Origin of the sequence: Bellilinea caldifistulae (genome assembly GCF_001306055.1) — a bacterium.
Lineage (GTDB): Bacteria > Chloroflexota > Anaerolineae > Anaerolineales > Anaerolineaceae > Bellilinea > Bellilinea caldifistulae.
This window is the reverse complement of sequence record NZ_LGHJ01000014.1, coordinates 118,561-140,748: the sequence shown is the minus strand read 5'-3', so window position 1 is coordinate 140,748 and position 22,188 is coordinate 118,561. Positions and strand designations below refer to the sequence as shown.

General features: G+C 55.4%; 22 protein-coding genes. 13 read left to right on the top strand and 9 right to left on the bottom strand.

Annotated features, from left to right (window positions below; genetic code table 11):
- Positions 1-41 precede the first annotated feature (41 nt).
- Positions 42-1,373, bottom strand: a complete 1,332-nt coding sequence (locus AC812_RS09030) for an MFS transporter (protein WP_061914063.1) — start codon at positions 1,371-1,373, stop codon at positions 42-44.
- 91 nt (positions 1,374-1,464) lie between these two features.
- Here AC812_RS09030 and AC812_RS09025 point away from each other — a divergent pair, with 91 nt between their 5' ends.
- Both AC812_RS09025 and AC812_RS09020 read left to right on the top strand, forming a co-directional pair.
- Positions 1,465-3,123 carry an ABC1 kinase family protein gene (locus tag AC812_RS09025; RefSeq protein WP_061914061.1) on the top strand — a complete coding sequence of 553 codons (1,659 nt, stop codon included), beginning with the start codon at positions 1,465-1,467 and terminating at the stop codon, positions 3,121-3,123.
- A 35-nt stretch (positions 3,124-3,158) separates the two neighbouring features.
- A complete protein-coding gene (locus AC812_RS09020) occupies positions 3,159-3,944 on the top strand; it encodes a PIG-L deacetylase family protein (RefSeq protein ID WP_061914059.1) in 786 nt (261 codons plus the stop codon).
- On the opposite strand, the gene AC812_RS09015 is transcribed toward AC812_RS09020, so the two are convergent.
- Positions 3,910-4,866, bottom strand: coding sequence for an LCP family protein (locus AC812_RS09015; protein ID WP_061914057.1), 957 nt, complete (start codon positions 4,864-4,866; stop codon positions 3,910-3,912). The genes AC812_RS09020 and AC812_RS09015 overlap by 35 nt on opposite strands.
- A gap of 113 nt (positions 4,867-4,979) precedes the next feature.
- On the opposite strand from AC812_RS09015, the gene AC812_RS09010 reads away from it, so the two are divergent.
- From AC812_RS09010 to AC812_RS09000, 3 genes are read left to right on the top strand one after another with little or no spacing between them, the layout of a single operon-like run.
- Positions 4,980-6,374, top strand: a complete 1,395-nt coding sequence (locus AC812_RS09010; RefSeq protein ID WP_061914055.1) for an AAA family ATPase — start codon at positions 4,980-4,982, stop codon at positions 6,372-6,374.
- Complete coding sequence (locus tag AC812_RS09005) at positions 6,343-7,032, top strand: MSMEG_4193 family putative phosphomutase (protein ID WP_061914054.1); 690 nt, start codon at positions 6,343-6,345, stop codon at positions 7,030-7,032. Before AC812_RS09010 ends, AC812_RS09005 begins: the two co-directional genes overlap by 32 nt.
- Entirely contained in the window at positions 7,029-7,511 is a 483-nt protein-coding gene (locus tag AC812_RS09000) for a YbaK/EbsC family protein (protein ID WP_061914052.1), read from the top strand. Before AC812_RS09005 ends, AC812_RS09000 begins: the two co-directional genes overlap by 4 nt.
- A 3-nt stretch (positions 7,512-7,514) precedes the next feature.
- On the opposite strand, the gene AC812_RS08995 is transcribed toward AC812_RS09000, so the two are convergent.
- The 3 genes from AC812_RS08995 to AC812_RS08985 all read right to left on the bottom strand — a co-directional run bounded on the left by AC812_RS08995 (position 7,515) and on the right by AC812_RS08985 (position 10,512).
- A complete protein-coding gene (locus tag AC812_RS08995) occupies positions 7,515-8,012 on the bottom strand; it encodes a DUF456 domain-containing protein (RefSeq protein ID WP_061914050.1) in 498 nt (165 codons plus the stop codon).
- Between the two features lie 6 nt (positions 8,013-8,018).
- The gene (serS, locus tag AC812_RS08990) at positions 8,019-9,296 is read right to left on the bottom strand and encodes a serine--tRNA ligase (protein WP_061914048.1); all 1,278 of its coding nucleotides are present in this window, start codon (positions 9,294-9,296) and stop codon (positions 8,019-8,021) included.
- Between the two features lie 337 nt (positions 9,297-9,633).
- Positions 9,634-10,512 (bottom strand): hypothetical protein, encoded by an 879-nt coding sequence (locus AC812_RS08985; RefSeq protein ID WP_061914046.1) that lies wholly within the window; start codon positions 10,510-10,512, stop codon positions 9,634-9,636.
- 60 nt (positions 10,513-10,572) lie between these two features.
- Here AC812_RS08985 and AC812_RS08980 point away from each other — a divergent pair, with 60 nt between their 5' ends.
- Positions 10,573-11,346, top strand: a complete 774-nt coding sequence (locus AC812_RS08980) for a hypothetical protein (RefSeq protein WP_061914044.1) — start codon at positions 10,573-10,575, stop codon at positions 11,344-11,346.
- A 50-nt stretch (positions 11,347-11,396) separates the two neighbouring features.
- Here AC812_RS08980 and AC812_RS08975 read toward each other — a convergent pair whose 3' ends face one another.
- The 4 genes from AC812_RS08975 to AC812_RS08955 form a co-directional block, all read right to left on the bottom strand.
- Positions 11,397-11,909, bottom strand: coding sequence for a Dps family protein (locus AC812_RS08975; RefSeq protein WP_061914042.1), 513 nt, complete (start codon positions 11,907-11,909; stop codon positions 11,397-11,399).
- Positions 11,910-11,952: 43 nt separating this feature from the next.
- Positions 11,953-12,393, bottom strand: a complete 441-nt coding sequence (locus tag AC812_RS08970) for a Fur family transcriptional regulator (protein ID WP_061914040.1) — start codon at positions 12,391-12,393, stop codon at positions 11,953-11,955.
- A gap of 328 nt (positions 12,394-12,721) precedes the next feature.
- Entirely contained in the window at positions 12,722-13,717 is a 996-nt protein-coding gene (locus AC812_RS08960; RefSeq protein ID WP_236839236.1) for a prenyltransferase, read from the bottom strand.
- A gap of 176 nt (positions 13,718-13,893) precedes the next feature.
- On the bottom strand, positions 13,894-14,655 hold the full coding sequence (locus AC812_RS08955; RefSeq protein ID WP_061914033.1) for a hypothetical protein: 762 nt from the start codon (positions 14,653-14,655) through the stop codon (positions 13,894-13,896).
- A gap of 107 nt (positions 14,656-14,762) precedes the next feature.
- On the opposite strand from AC812_RS08955, the gene AC812_RS08950 reads away from it, so the two are divergent.
- From AC812_RS08950 to AC812_RS08920, 7 genes are all read left to right on the top strand, one after another.
- Positions 14,763-15,860: an alpha/beta hydrolase family protein gene (locus tag AC812_RS08950; RefSeq protein WP_082426484.1), complete on the top strand. Its 1,098-nt coding sequence runs from the start codon at positions 14,763-14,765 to the stop codon at positions 15,858-15,860.
- A 54-nt stretch (positions 15,861-15,914) separates the two neighbouring features.
- Positions 15,915-16,310, top strand: coding sequence for a DUF3054 domain-containing protein (locus AC812_RS08945; protein ID WP_061914028.1), 396 nt, complete (start codon positions 15,915-15,917; stop codon positions 16,308-16,310).
- Position 16,311: 1 nt separating this feature from the next.
- Positions 16,312-16,926 (top strand): RNA polymerase sigma factor, encoded by a 615-nt coding sequence (locus AC812_RS08940; RefSeq protein WP_061914026.1) that lies wholly within the window; start codon positions 16,312-16,314, stop codon positions 16,924-16,926.
- Positions 16,923-17,816 carry an anti-sigma factor family protein gene (locus tag AC812_RS08935; RefSeq protein WP_061914024.1) on the top strand — a complete coding sequence of 298 codons (894 nt, stop codon included), beginning with the start codon at positions 16,923-16,925 and terminating at the stop codon, positions 17,814-17,816. The genes AC812_RS08940 and AC812_RS08935 overlap by 4 nt, the downstream gene beginning before the upstream one ends.
- Positions 17,813-18,301 (top strand): NUDIX hydrolase, encoded by a 489-nt coding sequence (locus AC812_RS08930; RefSeq protein WP_061914022.1) that lies wholly within the window; start codon positions 17,813-17,815, stop codon positions 18,299-18,301. The genes AC812_RS08935 and AC812_RS08930 overlap by 4 nt, the downstream gene beginning before the upstream one ends.
- 129 nt (positions 18,302-18,430) lie before the next feature.
- A complete protein-coding gene (locus AC812_RS08925) occupies positions 18,431-20,083 on the top strand; it encodes an ATP-binding protein (RefSeq protein ID WP_061914020.1) in 1,653 nt (550 codons plus the stop codon).
- A 34-nt stretch (positions 20,084-20,117) separates the two neighbouring features.
- Entirely contained in the window at positions 20,118-22,046 is a 1,929-nt protein-coding gene (locus AC812_RS08920) for a hybrid sensor histidine kinase/response regulator (protein ID WP_061914018.1), read from the top strand.
- The last annotated feature ends 142 nt before the right edge of the window (positions 22,047-22,188 follow it).

The following is a 22,188-nucleotide window of genomic DNA, read 5'->3' as shown; positions in this document are numbered from 1 at the left end:
AAAAATCAATCACATCCTTAAATTTTACCCGAATCCCGCGCTCACTTCATTTCACGCACAGCCGGAAAGCGCAAGGCCACAAACAATCCATAAAACAGAGACACCACCGCCCCCACCCCAATCGAAAACGGCGCTCCCAACCAATCCGCCACCAGGCCGGCTTGCAATCCTCCCAACCGCATGGTAACCTGAAAGGTCATCGTATAAAAACTCATCACCCGCCCGCGCAGGTCATCCGGTGAGGCAATTTGTAACAAGGTATTTGCAAGGGCATTTTGCAGTACAAAACAAAACCCGACCCCCAGCATCAACAACACAGAGAGAAGGAACGAACGCGAAAGGGCAAAGCCTAGCAGCAGGGTGGGAAAAGCCAGATTACCGAAAGTCAACCAGTGACCGCGCCGCGCCGAAGCCGGCAGCGATGCCACACTCAGCGCCGCAATCACCGCCCCGATCCCGACAGTTGTCAGTAATATGCCCAGCGGCAAAGCTTCGGGCGCCTGACACTGGAACAATCCATGCGCGGAGTCACAAAAATAGGCAACCACCGGTGCAGCACTCTCCTTCAGGATTTCACCGCCAAATACCGGCATCAGGGTATTGAACGGCATCGAGAGGAATGCGCTGACCGCCACCAGGCTGATCAGCACCCCGATTGAACGGTTGGAAAAGACAAAACGCATGCCTTCTACCATATGGCGCAGAGCGCCGTTCTGCGGATGAGAAGAGCGTGACGAATCGGGGAGGTCGCGCATCAACAAGAGACTGCCAATGACTGCCAGAAACGTGACCGCGTTCAGCGAGAAAGCCATCGCCTCGCCTGTGGCTGCCACAACCATGCCCGCCAGCGCCGGGCCGAGCGCACGCGCCAGATTGAACATGGCCGAGTTCAGTCCAATCGCGTTGGTCAGGTCATCTTTTCCTTCAACCAGATCCACCGTAAACGCCTGCCGGGCAGGCAGGTCAATGGCGGTCAGTGCGCCAAAGAGAAAAGATAGCAGGTACACATGCCAGATTTGCACCATTCCCAGCCAGGTCAGGGCTGCCAGCGCAATCGCCTGCACCATCATACCCATCTGGGCATACAGGACAACTTTCTGCTTGGGGTAGCGGTCTGCCAGAGACCCCGCCCAAAACGAAAGCGGAATGACCGGAATCAGACCGACAAAACTGACAATTCCCAACGCTGCTGCTGATCCGGTTAAGCGGTAAACCAGTACCTGTTGCGCCATGGTTTGCATCCAGGTACCAATCAAAGAAATGGTTTGTCCAATAAACCAGATTCGATAATTGCGGTGACGCAGGGCGCGGAAAGTCCCCTTACCCAGCCATAAGACCCTGCCGCCGCTGGAAGGTAGGGATTTAATCGTCATTACCGGGATAATTGTGGATTTGTGGTGAGATACGCCGATTATACACCCGCTTCCGGCTCGATGGACGGGCAGTGTTATAATCCCAACAAAGATGTTAAGACGCCGCTATCAACGCATTTTGTGGTTCTTCGGCAGAGTGCTATTGCACCTGATCTGGTGGGACATCTTCCTGCCGTTCATCGGTTTGGGTAAATGGTCAGGCCGTAGCCGTGCCCGGCGTTTACAACGGATTGCCGCCCGCTTTCGACGGCTGGCAATTGACCTGGGTGGTGTGATGATCAAGGTGGGCCAATGGCTTTCCTCACGCCTGGACATTCTCCCCCCGGAAATCACTTCCGAGCTGGCCGGTTTGCAGGATGAAGTGGCTGCTGAGCCGTTTGAGGCTGTTCGGCGCGTCATCGAAAGCGAATTTGACCGCCCATTGGAGAGCCTGTTTGCTTATTTTGAGCCGACGCCGGTGGCGGCTGCATCCATCGGACAGGTGCACCGTGCCAGTCTCTACCCCTCCGCTGATGAAGACACCCCCTTGCCGGTTGTAGTTAAGGTTCAACGTCCGAACATTGAAGCCATTGTGGCAGTTGATCTCAAAGCCCTGCGGGTGGTTGGACGCTGGGTGGATTTATATCCGCCGGTGCGGCGGCGCGCCAATGTGCCGGCCCTGCTGGAAGAATTCAGTCGAACGTTGCTGGAAGAAATTGACTACCTGCATGAAGCCAAAAATGCCGAGATGTTTCGAGCCAATTTCGTGGATGATCCGGAGATTCTCGTCCCTCAGATTCACTGGAATTACACCACCCGCCGCGTGCTCACACTGGAAGAAGTCGGCGGAATCAAGATCACCGACAAAGAAACCATGCTTGCCAACGGCATTGATCCGGCTGAGGTGGCCAGACGCTTGTTCGATGCCTACCTCAAGCAGATTCTGGACGATCACTTTTTCCACGCCGACCCGCATCCCGGCAATCTTTTTGTTCACCCTCTCCAGTCGAATGGGGAGGAAGAAAGCCCCGGCTGGAAACTGGTCTTCGTGGATTTTGGCATGGCTGGCGAAGTTACTCCAACCATTTTGGCCGGTTTCCGCGAAATGATCATCGCGGTTGGGCAGCGGGATGCCGATCGGCTGATCAAGGCTTACCAGATCATGGGCGTTTTACTGCCCGGCGCCGACCTGGAATTGCTGCGTCAGGCAAATCAGCGCGCTTTTGAACGCTTTTGGGGCAAATCCACCAGCGAACTGGTCGCCCTCAGCACCAGCGAGGCGATGGCTTTCATCGCCGAGTTTCGCGAATTGATTTACGACGCTCCCTTCCAGCTGCCGGATAACCTGATTCTGCTGGGGCGCTGTTTATCCATTTTGAGCGGCATCTGTACCGGTCTGGACGAAAACTTTAACGTCTGGGTCAGCATCATCCCCTATGCCCAGCGGTTAATTGCCGAAGAGGGCGGCACTGGCTTGCGCGGCTGGGTGCTGGAAGCCGGGGACACCCTGCGCACGCTGGTAAACTTGCCACGCCGCGCCGATTCGCTGCTTTCACGGTTGGAACAGGGACGTTTGGAGTTTCGCAGCCCCGAATTAAAACAACAAATCGGCCGGGTTGAAAAAGCCCTGCGCCGCCTGACGGCTGCCCTGTTCTTTGCGGTCTTCTTGTTCAGCGCTGTGCAGTTGTACCTTGCCGGTCAAATCGTGGTGGCTGTCGGCTTCCTCGCCGCCGCTTTACTCAGCCTGATTGTGCCTTTGTTCCTGCCTTAAGCCCATTAAATCATTCCCAATGATTGGAGTTTTCCATGTCCAGTAAAAATTTTTACATCCCCGAAAGTGCAATGGTCATCGTTGCCCATCCGGATGACATTGAGTTTTCCTGCGCCGGAACACTGGCGCGTTGGGCGCGCGCCGGATGCCGCATCTCCTGCGTCCTCTGCACCAGTGGGGATGCCGGTATTGCCAAAGAAGGGATGACCCGCGCCCGCGCTGCCGAAATCCGCGAAGCGGAGCAGACCGCAGCCGCCAGGGTCATTGGCGCCAGCGAGGTCATCTTCTTGCGTGAGCCGGACGGCTTACTCCAACCGACTCTCGAATTACGCAAAAAACTGGTTCGCGAAATCCGCCGCTTCCGCCCGGAAGTCGTCATTTGCGGCGACCCGACCGTCGTATTTGCCAACAGCACCTACATCAACCACCCCGACCACCGCGCGGCGGCCACTGCCGCCCTGGATGCCGTCTTTCCGGCCGCCGGACAGCCACAGGTGTTTGAAGAACTGGCCGAAGAAGGTCTGAAACCCCACAAAGTCCGCAAGGTGTACATCTCTGCCTGGGATGGCGGCGATACTTTTGTCAACATCGAGGAAACCATTGACTTGAAAATCGAAGCCCTGAAACAGCACAAAAGCCAGATGGAAGGGTGGGATCCGGCCGAGATGATCAAAAACTGGGCAGCCGAAAGCGGCAAAGGCAAAGAAATGGCCTATGCCGAATCGTTCCGCGTCATCACGTTGATGAGCGATGATGACTGGCAAAAGTATTTAGCCAACGGGCAGACTACTGCCCAAACATCTCCTGCAGCAGCGGATTGATCCGCTCCCAATTGGGCAGCAGCACATTGGCGCCGCCGCTGGTGGTAAAGGGTGTGACCATCTCGCGGTCGAGGGTGCGGTTATCAATCCCATCCGGGCCGGCGCGCAGCAAGGCCAGCCCAAGGCGCGGCCACAACCAGACCGGCAAGTTGGTATCCACCGACTCCAGCGCTGCGGCAGCCACGGCCGGTAAGCGGCCCCACGAGGCAGGGTTGAGCATCTGTCGGAAGGCGGCTTTAAAAAGCAACTGACCCTGTGCCATGCGGTAAAAGTCATCCGTCCCGCTGCGGTTACGCGCAAACGCCAGCGCCTGCTCGCCATTGAGGGTATGTCGGCCGGGCGGATAACCGGCGGTCGGCTGATCGAGTTCAATGGTAATTCCGCCCATTGCCTCGACAATTGGCTGCACGCTATCAAAGCGCAAGCGCACGTAATATGGTACGTCCAGTCCAAAGTTGACCCGGATTGTTTCCAGCGTGGCACGCGGCCCGGAACCGGGCTGTTCAATTTCGGCAAAGAAGTGAGCGGTATTAATCCGGTTTTCGCCAACCCCGGGGATGTTCACCCACAGATCACGCGGGATGGAGAGCATTTTAACCTCTGGCCGGAGAGGGTTGATGCTGAGCAAGATGTTGGTATCACTGCGTCCCATTGCGCTGCCATCCGGCGCCCGGTCAATCCCCAAAATCAAAATATTGGTGCGCAGCGGAGCAAAGAAGTAAAGCGCCAGCACCGCCAACACACCCAGCAGTGGCAGAACAAGCAGGCCGCATCCCATCCCCATACGGCGCCGTTTTGGACTGCTGCGTGAAATGGGAATGGGCTGATAATACTCGTTCGGATCAACCGGCTGCGTCACCGGAGGATTAAGGGTTGGCACGCCGGCAGGATTTGCGGGTTCAAACACACTTTTTTCGGTCATCTTCTCTTTCACCTGTGCGAGAATTTTAACCCAAAAAACACCTCTTTCAGCGCACAACCTTCTGCAATTTCGGCTGGTGGGTTCATGATATACTCAGGTTCAGGGAAGTAGCCATGGATCTTTTTAACCATGCCATGCAGGAACGCATGAAAGATGAAGCGCCGCTGGCAGCCCGCATGAGGCCGCGCACGCTGGATGAATTTATCGGTCAGGAACATATCATCGGGCCGGGTAAATTACTGCGCCGCGCCATCGAAGCCGACCGCCTGTTTTCCTCGATCATCTTCTTTGGCCCGCCCGGTACCGGTAAAACCACGCTGGCGCAAATCATTGCCAACAGCACCCAGGCGCACTTTGAAAGTATCTCCGCCGTACTGGCGGGCGTTGCCGACCTGCGCCGGGTGATTCAGGAGGCCACCGAGCGCCGCCGCCTGCATCGCAAGCGTACCATTCTCTTTGTGGACGAGGTTCACCGCTGGAACAAAGCTCAGCAGGACGCTCTGCTGCCTCATGTCGAAAGCGGGATGATTACCCTGATCGGCGCCACTACCGAGAACCCCTATTTTGATGTGATTCCGGCGCTGGTTTCACGCTCGCGCCTGTTCCAGTTGCTGCCACTCTCGGAAGAGCATCTCAACCGCATTCTTACGCAAGCGTTAAGCGATCCACAACGCGGCTACGGCGGAAAAAACATCCAACTGGACGAAGAAGCCCGCACCCACCTGATTCGTGTTTCCGGCGGAGATGCCCGCAACCTGCTCAACGCCATTGAGCTGGCCGTGGAAACCACTCCCCCGGATGAAAATGGGGTCATTCACATCACCCTGGAAGTAGCCCAGGAATCCATTCAAAAGCGCGCCGTGCTGTATGACCGCAACGGCGATGCGCACTACGACACCATCTCGGCCTTCATTAAGTCGGTGCGCGGCTCAGATCCAGATGCGGCGCTGTACTGGCTGGCCAAAATGATGATCGCTGGCGAAGACCCGCGCTTTATTCTGCGCCGGCTGCTGATTCTGGCTGGCGAGGACATTGGCCTGGCTGACCCGCGCGCCTTGCAAGTAGCCGCTGCGGCGGCTTATGCCTACGAGTATGTCGGCCTACCGGAAGGAATTTTCCCCATCGTCGAGGTAACCCTCTACCTTGCCACCGCTCCCAAGTCCAACACGGCTCTGTCCTATTTCAAAGTCAAAGAGTGGATTGAGGAACACGGGGTCGGCATGGTACCCCAGCACTTGATGGATAGCAGCCGGGACGCCAAAGGCCTTGGGCACGGCGCTGGCTACCAGTACCCCCATCAATTCCCCGAACATCATGTCGGACAGCAATATCTGCCGGACGGCCTGACAGGCACCACCTTTTACAACCCCTCCCATCAGGGATACGAAGCCGAAGTTGCCGAACGCTTGCAGCGCTGGCGAAAAGCTCAGGCGCAGGCATTGGGTTTAGAAGAACCACCCCCTCTGGAGAAAAACAATGACGCTGATTCTGTTGATTCGTCACGGTGAAAATGATGTCATGCACCGCCGTTTGGCGGGACGATTACCGGGGGTGCATCTGAACGATAACGGCAGAAAACAGGCTCAATCCCTTGCCAAAGCGCTGGAACACGCTCCAATTGAAGCGGTTTATTCCAGTCCGCTGGAACGCGCCATTGAAACTGCCCAACCACTGGCCGAAGAGCGCGGCTTGACCGTCCAGATTCGTCCAGCGCTCAGTGAGGTGGACTACGGCGACTGGCAGGGTCGCACCTACAAACAACTCCGCCGCATCAGGCTGTGGAAAACGGTGCAGGATGACCCCGCCAGTGTGCGATTTCCGAAAGGCGAAACCCTCGGCGAAGTTCAGCAGCGGGTAGTGCAGGAGCTGGAATATCTGGCACACCAGCACACCCGTACCGCCGAAGAACACACACCACCCCCGCCGGAGGCGGTCATCGCTGCCGTAGCCCATGGGGATATTATCCGGTTGGCATTGGCGCATTATCTCAACATGGCGCTGAACGATTTCCACCGACTGACCATTTTCCCGGCTTCGCTTTCCCTGATTCGCATCCAGCCGGAGCAGCGCCCGCTGGTCATCCACGTCAACCAGATTGCCGGCTTTGCCTGGCCAGCCCCTCCGCCCCCTTCATCCCCTACCAAACGAGGTCAAAAACAAGCATGAGCGAACAAACCCTCAGCGAAAGTGCCCGCAAAGTGCAGGCTGCCCTGTCCGTACTGGGTTTACCCTGTCAGGTCGTTGAACTGCCGGCTTCCACTCGTACCGCGCCGGAGGCTGCTCAAGCGGTCGGCTGTCAGGTTGGGCAAATCGTCAAATCGCTGATTTTTCGCACCCAAACCAGCCGGCGGGCGATTCTGGTGCTGGTCAGTGGCAGCAATCGGGTAGATGAACGAAAACTGGCGGCAATCATCGGTGAGCCAATTCTCAAAGCCGAAGCAGATTTTGTGCGCGAGCAGACCGGCTTTGCCATCGGCGGCGTACCGCCGGTTGGTCACATCCGCCCGCTGCCAGCTTTTGTGGATGAAGACCTGCTCCAGTACGAAGAAGTCTGGGCGGCAGCCGGCACACCCAACGCCGTCTTCAAGATTGACCCTCGCGAGCTGCCGCGCATCACCGGCGGGGAACTGATCAAAGTCCGTTAGATCCTAAAACACAAACGCCCACAGCAGCCAGACGAGAATCACCAGCAGCCCAAAACCAAAGCGCAAGACGGCTCCCCAACCGCAGCCAACCGCCAGGCCGCGGGTAGAATCCCACGCTTTGCGTAAATCACGGATGCGCAAGTACTCGACGAGGAAGATGCCGCCCATTGCCAGAATCAACCCGCCCAGCGGCGGAAAGACCAGTGAGCCGACCACCCCGCCGATGAGCGCGGCACCAATCGAAAGCCACGAAGCCCCGCTGGTCTTTGCCGAAGCGCCCATCGCCACATTGTCAATGATTCCGCCGATGATCACCAGAAGGGTAATTATTCCAAACAAAATGCCGCCGGTCAGGTCGAAACCGGTGACCAGGCCGTAAACCAGCGCCGCTGCCCATTGAATCCACAGCCCGGGCAAGAGCGGGATGAAGGTTCCCGCCTGCCCAAGCAGTAGAAAAGCCAGAATAATCCACGGAAAAGCTGCCTGTAAAAATTCCTGCATGGACTTTTATCCCTGTGGGCGAATAACCTCGATGCCGCCCATCCACGGGCGCAGCACCTCCGGCACGACCACACTGCCATCCGGCTGCTGGTAGTTTTCCAGCACAGCGATGAGCGTACGCGGCAAGCCCAACCCCGACCCATTGAGGGTGTGGACAAAGCGGGTTTTGCCGCCATCGGCTGGCCGGTACTTGATGTTTGCCCGGCGCGCCTGAAAGTCCATCACATTGGAAACCGAGGAAACTTCCAGCCATTCACCACAACCGGGCGCCCAAACCTCAATATCGTAGGTGATTGCCGCATTGAAACCCAGATCACCGGTGCATAATTGTACCACCCGGTAGGTCAGGCCCAATTCGGCGCAGGTTTGCTCGGCATCCGCCACCATTTTTTCCAGTTCGCGCATTGATTCTTCCGGTCGGCAGAAGATGTACATTTCCACCTTATCGAACTGATGGCCGCGCTTGATGCCACGTACATCGCGGCCGGCGCTCATTTTTTCACGGCGGAAGCAAGGGGTATAGGCCGTATAGCGGCGCGGCAGGCTGGCTTCCTCCAAAACCTCGTCCATCAACATACCGGTCAGCGGCACCTCGGCTGTCGGCACGTTCCAGAAATCCTCTTCGGCGTCGTGGTAAAGATTATCGGCAAACTTGGGCAGCTGCCCGGAAGCAAACAGAGTCTGCGACTTGACCATAAAGGGCAGGTAGCGTTCCTCGTAACCCTGGCGGATGTGCAGGTCAAGCATCCAGGCGATCAGCGCCCGCTGTAAACGCGCCCCGGCGCCGTTGAGGATGTAAAACCGCGACCCGGTGATCTTGACCCCGCGCTCAAAGTCAATAATGCCGAGGTTGACGCCCAGATCCCAGTGCGGCAGAGGCTGGAAATCGAGTTGCGGAATATCGCCGGACTGGCGCACCACGCGGTTGTCGTGTTCGCCGGTGCCGTAGGGCGTATCCGGATGAGGGATGTTGGGAATGGTAGCAACCAGCGCTTGCAGGTCGCTTTCAACCTGACGCACCTCTTCATCCAGTTCGGCAATCCGGTCACCCAGCCCGCGCATGGCGTCAATTTTAGCCTGTCTTTCCACGGGGTCTTTCATCCGACCAATTTCCTTAGAAACCGCGTTGCGCTCGGCTTTCATGGCCTCCACCTCGGTCAGCAGCGCCCGCCGGCGCGCATCCAGTTCCAGCACGCGATCCACCGGCGCGTCTTCCATTTGCCGGTCACGCAAGGCTTTACGTACAACTTCAGGCTTTTCGCGAATCAGATTCAAATCCAACATCAACACACCTCCGCAAAGATGAATACAAAACCCCCGCGCCCGTGCAGGACGAGGGGGGAGCATCTCGTGGTGCCACCTGCTTTCGCTGCCCGCTGATGGGTCAGCCTCATTCGTGGAGATAACGGTTCCATCCGTCCTTCTTACGGCTTTATGCCCCTGCGAAGGCAACCGGCCTGCTTAAACAGGCCACCGGAGGGGAGTTCACCGCTTAGTCGTCCGGCTTGCACCACCCGCCGGCTCTCTGAACGACCAGAGGCGATTACTGGACTCCGGGTTGGTCTTTCTCGATGATGGCATTATACCTGAGGGTGAAACCCTGTCAAGGAAAACAATCCGCTCATTTTAAAATGACGAATTCATGGCGCAGTCCATAGGGCTGGAAATAATCCTGCACCAGATCATCAATCTTGACGGGCTCGCTGGACCCGCTCAAATGATACAGATACATCCCCGACAGATAACGATCCGGAATACCTTCCTCCGGCGCTGTCCACATTAAGATATGTTGCGCATCCAGCCACAGCGTTTCCATGATTGTCTGTTTGGTCGGCACAATCAACTCCTCCGGCGGGCGGCATAGGTCTCCCACAGCAAGTTTTTTAACATTGGGATTTGGACCACCAAAAGGGCTGGAAGTCAGCAAAAAGCGTCGGCTTTCCGGACTCCAGCCTGCCATCCGCAACACCCACCCCTGCGAATAACGGCGCACTTGAAGGGTTTGTAAATCCATCAGACTCAGGGTCACCCAGTTATAGGTTTTTGGGGAAGCGTTATCCACATCCGGTTGATTCAAAAAAGCAAGAAAACGCCGGTCGGGAGAAAAAGAAAATGTCCATGGATTGGCTCGAATGACCGCCAGTTCCTTTACGATGACCAGCGGCTGCACCTGCACAAAATAGAGATTTGTTTCGGCGCGTTCGTCAAAATTCGCATTGCGGGTATTCGTGGTATAAAAACCGCTCGAATCAACCCGCCAGACGATACGTCGTTCCCCACTCAGATAACACACCTCTGCATCCGGGCAGGCCGGTTCAAGGGGGATAACCTGCTCTTGCTGGCTCTGATGGTCAAACAGCCTTAATCCCTGGGGGTGTTCAAAGATTTCATAGCGTCCATCCGGCGAATTCGCTCCCTTTGGGGGGTGTTCTGCGTCGAGCGATGCCGTCTTCCCGTCCGCTAAACTGACCTGATAACGCTCACCAACCGTACTTTCCATGCCCAGGCCCCACGGTTCGGCAAAGACATATACTTTATAATAAATCAGGAATTGCTGACAATGTCGAGTTTTTCATCCCTGAATATCTTGACCCTACCCCCCGGCCAGGCCAGCGTTGAGTTACTGCCCGAAAACGGGTGGCTGCTGGCACTACCGGCCGGCCCGGCTGATTCCTACCGCGTTGCCCAACTGGATGACTACCGCCATCTTCCGCGCAGCCATTTCCGCTGGCAGCCGCCGCTGATCCTTAAGCTGACCGCCCAGGTCTCTTCCCCATCCGTGCCCGGCACCTGGGGATTCGGCTTCTGGAACGATCCGTTTAGTTTCTCCTGGGGGGCAAGGGGCAGTTCCCGCCGCCTGCCGATGCTGCCGAATGCAGCCTGGTTCTTTTACGCTTCACCAGAAAATCACCTCAGCCTGCGCGATGACCTGCCCGCCAACGGTTTACTGGCCGGGGTATTTCGTTCACCCTTAATTCCTTCGGCGGTGCTGATACCGGCACTTTTCGTCCTGCCGCTGCTGGCAATTCCGGCAACCGCCCGCTGGCTGCGCCGCCTTGCCTGTTTCGTCATTCAGCAGGACGCAGCCCGTCTGGATGTGAAAGTAACCCAACCCCATGAGTACCGCCTGGAATGTCAGACCCATGCTGTGCGATTTGATGTGGATGGACAGCCGGTTTTTGAAACACCTCTCACCCCGCGCGGCCGGCTGGGGCTGGTGATCTGGATAGACAATCAATACGCCACCTTCACAGCAGACGGGAAACTGCGCTTTGGTTTGCTGCCCAACGATGCCGCCAGCCTGAGGATTACCGAAATCCAGCTGGTTGGATAAAACGTACGCCCCTCTTTCGAGGGGCGTACTGTTCAATGGCTCAAACCGCTCTATCCCTGCAAAAACGAGCGCAGGAACCAGGCCATCTTTTCGTGCTGGCGGATCAGGTCGGTCAAAAAATCACTGGTGCCGACATCACCGTACTTTTCGAGACTCTCGTCAATATCCTTGCGCAGTTCGCGGATGATGGTTTCGTGATCGGCCAACAGGTTGGCAATCATCGTCATCACATCCGGATATTCGCCGGGGTTTTCGCTCAGGCGGGTCAGTTCCAGATACTCACGCATCGTGCCGACTGCCTTACCCCCCAAAGCGCGAGCACGTTCGGCAACATCGTCCACAATATCATCCAGCATTTCGTACTGCTCGCCAAAGAACTTGTGCATCGGGTCAAAACTCGGCCCCAGCACATTCCAGTGATAGTTGTGAGTCTTGAGCATCAGGACATGCTCGTCGGCCAGCAGACGATTCAGCATTTCGATGACCGCCTCGCGGTTGGATGGGGCAATTTCAATTTCGGGTTGTTTTTCGTCAAAAATTGTATTCGATTTTAAGGTTGCCATTTTTACCTCCGTAAAACAATTAATTTTTGGAATTTGATTTTGGTCAGCCGGACTGCGCCTGACAGGCAGCGCAAACGCCGTACAAATCCAGACGGTAGGTGGAAACCTGAAATGCCGACTGGGCCTGTAAGGCTGCCACAACTGGCTGAACATCCACGCCCTCGCCGTCGTAAATTTGACCACAGCGGGTGCAGATCAAATGAGGATGCGGTTCGGGATGAAAGGCATCGTAACGGCTGCCTTGCAGGTCTCCGCTGATCTCGATTACTTCGCCCATTTCCTTCAGCAGAGCAACAGTCTTATATACCGTAGCCAGGCTGGTCATCGGAAAATCCCGGCAGACCCGCCGGTAGACCTGTTCAACGGTGGGATGATCCTGTGCGGAAAGGAACGCCCGCAAAATCGCCACTCGTTGGGGGGTCATGCGGTGACCATCTTTCTGCAATCTTTGAAGAATATCCCTTAAGCGTTCTTCGGTATCCATCGAACCCATCCTCTTATTGATAATCATTATCCGTAAATAATTATATCTAAAAAATAATTATTGTCAAGTTAGAGTTTGATTAAAAAAACGCCCCTCCCTTGCCAAAGGATCAGATGACAAGATTCAGCAGGTCCCCATGGCAGACCCTGAATCCCACGCAGACTGCCGGAAACTTCCATTTCTGCGTCGAAAGCTGCCGGTTTAAAATTGGCAAATGGCGCGCGGTTGACCGCACGCCATTTGCACACCCAATTTCCCAAAACCCTTTACCTGGAGGCAAGATTTTGGCGGTTGAGCAGTTCCCGCTGCCCAACCAGTAAAACCCTGCTCAGCGAATGAATAATTGCAAAATCAAACCGACCAGCAACAACAACCCATAACTGCGATTTTGATAAAACGCTGCCGCCACAAAATAAAGCGGCCAACCGGCTGCCAGCCTTGCGTCCTGTGGTTTTTCAGTCGGGCGCGGCTGGCTGAATACCCGGATGACCGGAGGCAGGTAATACCACGCCAGCAGAACGATCAACATCACCGGTGAGAAATATCCCACCGCGACAAGCGTGATCACCGAGAGGTACTGCAGGGCAATCATACCCAGCACCACATACCGTGAGCGTGTTTCGCCCAAAATCACCGGTAAAGTGCGGATGCCTTTTTCCTTGTCCTGCTGTAATTTGTCAATGTGTTTTCCAAAGATGACCGTGGTGGGGCCGAGAGCATACGCCAGAGAGGCCAGGGCCACATACCAATCCCACTGACCGGTAATCACATAATAACCGCCGCCGATCATCAACGGCCCCCAAACCAGCAGAACGGCAAGTTCTCCCAATCCAATGTACTTGAGCGGATAGGTATAGAACAAGACGAAAATGGCACCTGCCAGCAGCAGCCACAACGCCAAAATTCCGCTCACAGCCACCAGATAAGCCCCAGCCGCCAGCGCAATCAAACCGGTCACGGCGGCATAAAGGAGGTGTGTCTTACGGCTCCACAAACCTTGCTCCAAAGGCTGCGGTCCGTATTGGGTACGGTAGTAATTATCCGTATCCACCCCGCGCGAGTAATCGGTCAGGTCATTGAGCAAATTGTTGGTGGCATGGGCAAAGATCAGCCCGATCACCAGCATGAGCCAGCGTACCAGATTGAACTCCCCGGCGCGCAATGCCAGCAAACCGGCAATCGCAGCGGAGATAAAGGTCATAATCAGCACGGCTGCCCGCGTGGAAATTAACCACTTGGATATCACATCCAAACGTTCCCACTCGTCCCGCTCAACATGGGGAATAACCTGTAAGGCTTTGACCCACATTTTTACATTGACCATTATTTCCTCACTATGTCTATCTTAAAGGTTATTATCTCGAAAAGCAGCCGAATGTAAAGGCTTTTCGAAAAACTCTAATTCAATCTTAATCCTGGGTAGCCGTTTTGATTGGGGAGCGGACTTCAGGTAAACCCGCCCGCATTCATTTCATCCCGTAAAGAGAGTGGCTGCCCATGTCATTCATTTTCAGCCGGCGCAGGTGGCAGCGGCAGATACCAGCCGCCCTCACTGCCGTCTTCCTCTTTTTTCACCCGCTGCTCATCAAAAACTGCCAGCCAGGCCGTATAAGCACCCACCAGCGCGTTCAATTCACCCGGAGCGTAAATCATCTCATACGGCAGCCGGCCGAGCAGCAATCTGCGGCGAGTCACTTCTTCAAAAAAATCCATCGGATCTTTAATCGGCAATTTTTCTTCGAAAAGAATCAACTGGCGCTGCAGACGCCCCTCCAGCGAGCGTGCCTCGAACAAACGCCCGCCGCTCAACGAGTAAAACGCAGCCTGCGCCGAAAAGCGCAGCCACTGTCGGTTTTCTTCTTCCATTGGAAAACGTTGGTAACCCAACCCCTGCAACTGTTGCACAAGCAAACCTGAACGCTGCCTGGCACTGCGGCTGTCTTTTTCGGCTAAACCAGCAGCGGTGTTGGATTCCAGCCGTTCAGCCACCTCTTTTCTCAAGCGCCCAAATAGATCATCTCCAAACTCCGGGAAAAGCCGCTGCTGGATTTCCGTCGCCGGGAGTTCTCTCGACGGCTTATAAAAATGATTCACCGCTGCCAGTACCTCGGCCTGGCCGGCAGCATAAGCCAGCACATCCTGGATCTTTCCCCCGCCAATGGCCAGCAAACGCTTTTCGGCATCCAGCGCCACATAAGTCATCCCCTCGCGCCCACTGCCGGGGTCAATCCCCAAAAAGACCGTGCGACTGCTGACCATCATACATTTAGTTTAGACCAGAACCCTGCCCGGCGCAACCTCTTTCAAACCACAAAACTTGCCTTGACACCTTTCCTCAAATCCCTTTACAATCTCATTCAGGATAAATTATGTCCAAATTTAAAAATCCGCTATGGGTTCAATTCACACTGGTCATCGGACTGCTGATCAGCGGGTGTAATTCGGTTGATCTTGAACCAGCACCGCCGCTGCCTTCGCCTGCCAGCATTCAACAACCCAGCCAGACTCCCAGTCCTCTGCCAACCGTTACCCCCAGCCCGACATTACCTCCCACTGCTACTTTTACCCCCACCCCCACCCTGCACCCCCTCACCATTCAATCCATGCGCCTGCGGGATTACCCCGGCAGTGAAATCACTTTTGAGGAAAAACTGGCCTCCGGGGCAAATTATGAACGGTATCTGGTTTCTTATCTTTCGGAGGGGCTGAAAATCTTTGCCTTAATGACCATTCCCTTTGGCGAACCGCCTGACGGGGGTTTTCCGGTGATCATTTTCAATCACGGCTACATTCCTCCGCGCGAGTACCGCCCCACCGAGCGTTACGTTGCCTACGTTAACGCTTTTGCCAGCCGCGGCTACATTGTCTTCCGGCCGGATTATCGCGGACACGGCAATTCAGAAGGTGAGGCTCGTGGCGCTTACAGCAACCCCGACTACACGATTGATGTGCTGAACGCCGTTGCCTCAATCAAACGCTACCCCAGGGCAAACCCGCAAAAAATCGGCATGTGGGGGCATTCGATGGGTGGCCACATCACCCTGCGGGTTATGGTCACCAGCGGTGATGTCAAAGCCGGTGTGATTTGGGCGGGGGTGGTCGGTTCTTACGAAGACCTGATGTACCGCTGGCGGCCGACTCCCATACCCACCCTTTCGACTGGCGGGCGACGGTTTACCCAGCAACTGGTTGAAACCTACGGATCTCCCCAGGAAAATCCCTCCTTCTGGGAATCAATCTCCCCGATCATGTTCGTCAACCAGATCAGCGGCCCTTTGCAGCTGCACCACGCCGTGGATGATTCGGTCGTGCCGCTCTACTTTTCACAACGGTTGTACGAAGCCATGCAGGCGGCTGGTCAGCCGGTTGAGTTCTACACCTACCCCGGCGATGATCACAATATTGCCAACAGTTTCAGCCTGGCCATGCAGCGTTCAATCGAATTCTTTGACCGGTATTTAAAATAAAGACCGCTAAAAAACCTTCTTGACGTTCAGATTTAGATAGGTTAGGATAAACGGGTGAAGAGTCATCCGGTTTCTCCACCCGTCATTTTCTTGATTCTGATGGACGGGGTCGTCCTGCTCGTGGTCACCTTCATCGGGTTTGCCTCGCACAGCAGTTCGCTGGCTGGCGGCCGATGGCTGGTCACCTTCCTGCCGATGCTGGCGGGCTGGCTGGCTGCCGGCTGGCTGGGTGGAGTCTTCACACCGCAAATCAGTACGGATTACCGGCAATTATGGAGGGTTTTGATGGCTGCGGGGCTGGCTGCGCCGCTGGGGGCTGTGCTGCGCGGCTTGTGGCTTCAAAATGTGGTCATGCCGGTCTTTGCGCTGGTGATGATGGCAGTTTCAGCGGCCGGTTTGTTGATTTGGCGTTTAATTTGGATCGGGTGGACGACTAGAAAGCAGACTTGACATGGACGAAGCCGCGTTGATTCAGGATGCACTGCATGGGGATCTGGATGCCTTCAACCGGCTGGTGCTGGCTTACCAGCAAATGGCATTCAACCTCGCCTACCGGATGCTAAACGACGATGCAGCAGCGGAGGATGCCACCCAGACTGCCTTCATCTCCGCCTACCGCAATATCCGCCAGTACCGCGGCGGTTCGTTTCGGGCATGGGTCATGCGCATGGTTACCAATGCCTGTTATGATGAACTACGCCGCCGTCAGCGCCGCCCGACCGTGGCGCTGGAGCCGATCCATCAGGAAGATGATGAGGAAATCGAATCTCCGGCGTGGCTGGCTGATCACAATCCCCAGCCGGATGAGGAGGTTGAAACCCGCGAATTAGAACAAGCCATTCAGCATTGCATTCAAGACCTGCCGGAAGAATTTCGGGCAGTGGTCATCCTGGTGGATATCCAGGGAATGGATTACAACGAAGTTTCTCAGGCGATTGGCAAGCCGCTTGGCACCATCAAAAGCCGGCTGGCACGGGCAAGGCTGCGCTTACGCGATTGTCTTTCCGGTTTTGCGGAACTATTACCGGCAAAATTTCGTCTTGGGAAAGAGGCTGAATTACAATGACAGAGCAGTTGAATTCTCGTGATTTGATTCTGCTCTCTGCCTATCTGGATGGAGAGCTTGACCCGCGCGAAAAAGCGCGGGTTGAGGCGTTACTTCAGTCCAATCCTGAGGCAAAAGAAACTTTTGAGTCTTTGCAAAAAACCCGGGCTGTTCTACGCAATGCTCCACTTCGTAAAGTGCCGCGCAATTTTACCCTCAGCGCTGCCACTGTCCAGCAGCCACGCCGTTCGTATTTCCTGATCCCCGCCTTACGCTTTTCCTCCGTACTGGCAACCCTCATGGCAGTGTGGATGTTTGTCAGCCAGTTATTGCCGGGCATGGCAACCCGTCCGATGACCGCCAGTGAACCGATGATGGAGTTACAGGCAGTCACCGGCACAGAAACCGTAAGAATAATGGCAGTTCCAGAAATCCCGCAAGAAACCCCACCAGTCGTGTACTGGGGTGGCCCGCCGGCCCCCGCCATGGGCATGGGGGGAGGCGGAGGCACGGCCCCGGGTTGTCCGGATGCTTTCTGCGGGGGAGCGTCCGATTATCCGCCTGCCAATGGGATAGGCGGCGGTCTGGATCTCGAATTCAAATCACAGGCAATGCCCGAATCGGGGGCAGGCAGTATTCAGATCAACCCCGTTCCTACGCAGATTGAACCCCTCCCTCTGGAAGGCAGTGGCCCGATATTGGGTGTGCGTCAACCGGAAGAACAGGGAAAGAACCTGTTCACTCCCGATTCGAACCCCCCAAAGCCTGTACCGGCCCCTCTCCCCTCTGCTCCCCAAAGCCAACAGGAGCGCGGCATGATCCGCCCAGCCTGGCTGGCAGGAGCCGGCTTTGCCATTCTGGCGCTTGGGTTATGGCTTCTTTCCATGCTGCTCAAACGAAAGATCTCATGAGCCCTACCATCTATCGGTATTGCCCGCAATGCGCAGCTGAATTGGAAACCCGCATCGTCTTCGGCAAGCTGCGTCCCGTCTGCCCACAATGCGGCTTTATTTATTTTGCCGACCCCAAAGTCGCCGCCGGTGTACTGGTGGAACAGGATGATCAGGTACTGCTGGTTCGACGCATCAACGAACCGCTCCAGGGTCTTTGGAGCATACCGGCCGGTTTTGTGGATGCCCATGAAGACCCGCAGGAGGCAGCTCTGCGGGAATGTCTGGAAGAGACCGGACTTGAGGTGCGAATCACCGGTCTTGTCGATGTCATCAACGGACGGGAACATGAACGCGGTGCCGACATCATTATTGTTTATCGTGCCGAGGTGATCGGCGGTCATCTATCCGCCGGAGATGATGCCGATCAGGCTGCTTTCTTCCCCCGCAACCATCTGCCGCCGCTGGCTTTCCGTGCCACCCGGCGGGTACTGGGTGTGGAATAGCGGCCAGCCTTCGCCTGACCCAACTGCCATATTCGGCTCAGTAAACCCCAAAAACATCGGAAAATTGTTAGCAAATTGAATAGTCAACGGTGTTTTATTTTTAATGTTCCGTGCTATCATTAAGAATACATGGCAGAAAATCCTGATCGAATCTTGATCGCTGAGAGCGATCCCGTGATTGCGGACTTCGTTTCGCGTCAGACCTTGCAGGCTGCCGGCTATCAGGTATATCAGGTGAGCGATGGGACTGCCGCACTCTCCCGCGCCGTGCAGGTCATGCCCGATGTCATTCTCGCCAACCTCGAACTGCCCGGACTGAGCGGCAAAGATTTGCTGGTTGGTTTGAATTCTCAGGGAGTCAATATCCCCGTCATCCTGATTGCCCGTAAAGGCACAGAAAACGAAATCATTCAGGCCTTTCGGCTGGGCGCAGCCGATTACCTCATCTGGCCGGCGCGCGAAGCAGAAGTGCTTTCTGCGGTGGAGCGTAACCTCTCGCAGGTCCGAGAACGCCGCGAGCGGGAACGACTGGCTGCGCAATTACAGCAAACCAATCAGGAATTACAGCAGCGCATCCGTGAACTGACCACCATTTTTTCAATTGCCAAAGCGGTTACCTCGCTTACCGATCAATCGGCCCTCTTCGAAAAAATCCTGGAAAGCGTCACTCAGATTACTCATGCCGAAATCGGCTGGTTTTTACTGCGAGAAGAACCCAGCAAGGCTTTTGTGCTGGTTGCCCAGCATAAATTACCACCTTCCATGCCGGTGCGGTTGAACCAGGCATGGGATGACGGCATCAGTTCTCTCGTAGCCATGTCCGGTGAACCGCTCAGTATTCACGGCGAACCGCTCAAACGGTTTAAAGTTTCGGCGCTGGGTCAATCTGCTTTGATTGTACCGGTAAAGGTTTCCAAACAGGTCATTGGCTTGCTGACGCTCATTCGTCGCAAGTCCGAACCCTTCCGAGAGAATGAACAGCGGTTGGTTGAATCCATTGCGGACTTTGCTTCAATTTCGCTGGTCAACGCCCGGCTTTTCCGGATTATGGAAGAACGTGCTCGTCAGCAGCAATCGCTGGCTGAAAATGCCCTGACGGGGGAAAAAATCACCATCGAATTGCTGCAAAAAATCAAAAAGGAACTGCGCCGGGCAGTTGAAGTCCAATATGGCGCGCTGGAACGATTGCTCCAAGATCCGACCATCCGCTGGTCATCTGCCCAGCGCGAAAATTTGACCATGCTACGTCAGTCGCTGGATACCTTGAACCAGCTTTCCGAAGCGATCACACCCATACAGACGCCGCGCAGTCAGCGACCGGCCCGTGAGGTGAACCTGACCGAAGTGGTTCGGGTGACTGCCGGTCATTTTTTGCCATTTTCCCAAAAAAGCAACCTTTCTCTGATCACCGATTTGCCGCCCCAGCCGATCTACATTTCGGGTGATGAACGGCAAATCGCCCAAATTCTAAACGGATTGGTGAGCAATGCCATCAAATTCTGCAATAGTGGTGGTCAGGTACGGATCAAACTGGAAAAAACCGACGGAAACGATGCTCACCTGATTGTCAGCGACAGCGGAGCGGGTCTGGATGCTCAGATTGCTGCCCGCCTTTTTGAAAGCGAAGCGGGCAACGAGCAGACCCAGCCGCGACGTTTCGGCGGCTTGGGCGTTGGGATGAAAACCATTAAGGAAATGGTAAGCCGCCACAATGGTAAAATTTGGGTGGAAAGCAAACCCGGACAAGGTACTCAATTTCATGTCATGCTGCCCGCCCGCTAAACCGGTATAATGCTATAGAGGCACATAACCGTTCATGAATAACCCAAACAAAGACCAGACCATCCTCGTCCTGATTACGGATCCGCAAATCACCTACCTGCTGGAAAGGGTACTGCAATCCGCCGGTTTTACAGTGGTGATTCAAAGCGATGTCGAAGCTGCCTTTCATTATGCCGAAGAGAATCACCCGGCATTGATTGTACTCAGCGAAACCCTGAATCAGGGGAAAGGTCTGGAAGTCGCCGGTAAATTCATTCATCAATTTCCTGCCATTCCCATTGTTTTACTGGTGCAAAAAGACACCCCCGAATTGCTCAAAAAAGCTCTGCGATTAGGAGTGAGCGATTACCTGTGCCTGCCCCTGCGCACCGAGGATATCCTTTCCTCGGTTCAGGAAAGTTTGAACAAAGTCCGCCAGTCACGCGATTGGGTGTTGCTGGAAGCCCGCCGGGCCACCGACCGGCTGCGCCGCCGGGTGGATGAGCTGGAAACGCTTGCAAGGCTGGGTCAGTCCATTACCTCATCCCTCAATTCGGACGAAGTCCTCTCCGCAATTGTCGAAGCCGCTGTTGAGCTGACCGGTGCCGAGGAAGGCAGTTTGTTACTGCTGGATGAGGAAAGCGGCGAGTTGTACATGCGGGCTGCCAAGAACTTTCAGGAAGATTTTGTACGCACCTTCCGCCTGCCCATTCAGGATACGCTGGCGGGTTCGGTGCTGAGGACGGCTCAACCGGTTGTGCTGGACGAAAGCACCCCGCAGAAAATCAAAACATCCTATCTGGTCCACGCCCTGATTTATGTACCGCTTAAAGTGCAGGATCGTGTTTTTGGTGTGCTGGGAGTGGATAACCGTCACAGCAGGCTGCCCTTCCATAAACGCGACATCAACCTGCTTTCCACGCTGGCGGAGTACGCCGTGATTGCCCTGCAAAATGCCCGGCTGTTCGATGAAACCCAGGCCGAACGCAATAAACTGGAAACCATCTTGAAAAAGATTCAGGATGGCGTCATCGTCATCGGTCAAAACCGTGAGATCATCCTGATCAATCAGGTTGCCGAAGCAGCGCTGGGTCTCCACCACATGAATGTAATTGGGAAACCCTACCGCGAGGTCATCAGCCAACCAGAATTGCTCGAATTACTGGACACCAGCACCCGCAGCCTTTCTAACCGCACAGAACTGGTGGTGGAGGATGGACGGGTATTCGGCGCTCAGCGCACCCCCATTCCCGATGTGGGCACCGCTCTGACTCTCCACGACATTACTTACCTCAAGAAACTGGACCGCATCAAGAGCGAGTTCGTCAGCACCGTTTCGCACGATCTACGCTCTCCCTTGACGGCTATTCTGGGTTACGCCGAATTAATCGAACGGGCCGGCCCGGTCAACGAATTGCAACAGGAATTTATTCGCCGCGTGCAAACCAGCGTCCAGAACATCACCCATCTGGTAGATGATCTGGTCAACCTTGGACGGATTGAGGCCGGCTTTGACACCCGCAAGGAAACCTTTGACCTGCGCCAGATTCTCGATCTGGCAGCGGATAACTTCCGTAAAGCTTTGGCACGCAAAGGCAACACCCTGGAAATCAAACTGCCCTCGCCCATGCCGCCCTTCTATGGCAATCCGGTGCAAATCCGCCAGATGTTTGAACACCTGATTGATAATGCCATCAAATATTCTCAGCCCGGCGGAAAAATCGAAATCTACGGCGAGATGGAGCAGAACCAGATCATCCTGCAAATCAAAGACGAGGGCATCGGCATTCCCTCGGTTGATTTGCCATTCATTTTCGATAAGTTCTACCGTGCCAGCAATGTCAACAGCGAAGTGGCCGGTACTGGTTTGGGTCTGGCCATCGTCCGCTCGATTGTGGAAAGCCACGAAGGACGGATTTGGGTGGAATCCACGGTTGGGCAGGGAACCACATTTACCATCGTCCTCCCGATTGTGGAAGGTTGATTCCACTCGGCCGGGTTGCACCTGCCTGAAGGGGAAGTTTGGGGTTTAAAGCAAGCCTCCGCCGGGGGCGGTGAGGTAACCCAGCGGAGGCATTCGCCAAAGGAGGAGACAGCGATGAGCTAAATTTGGAGGTGTCCGGATG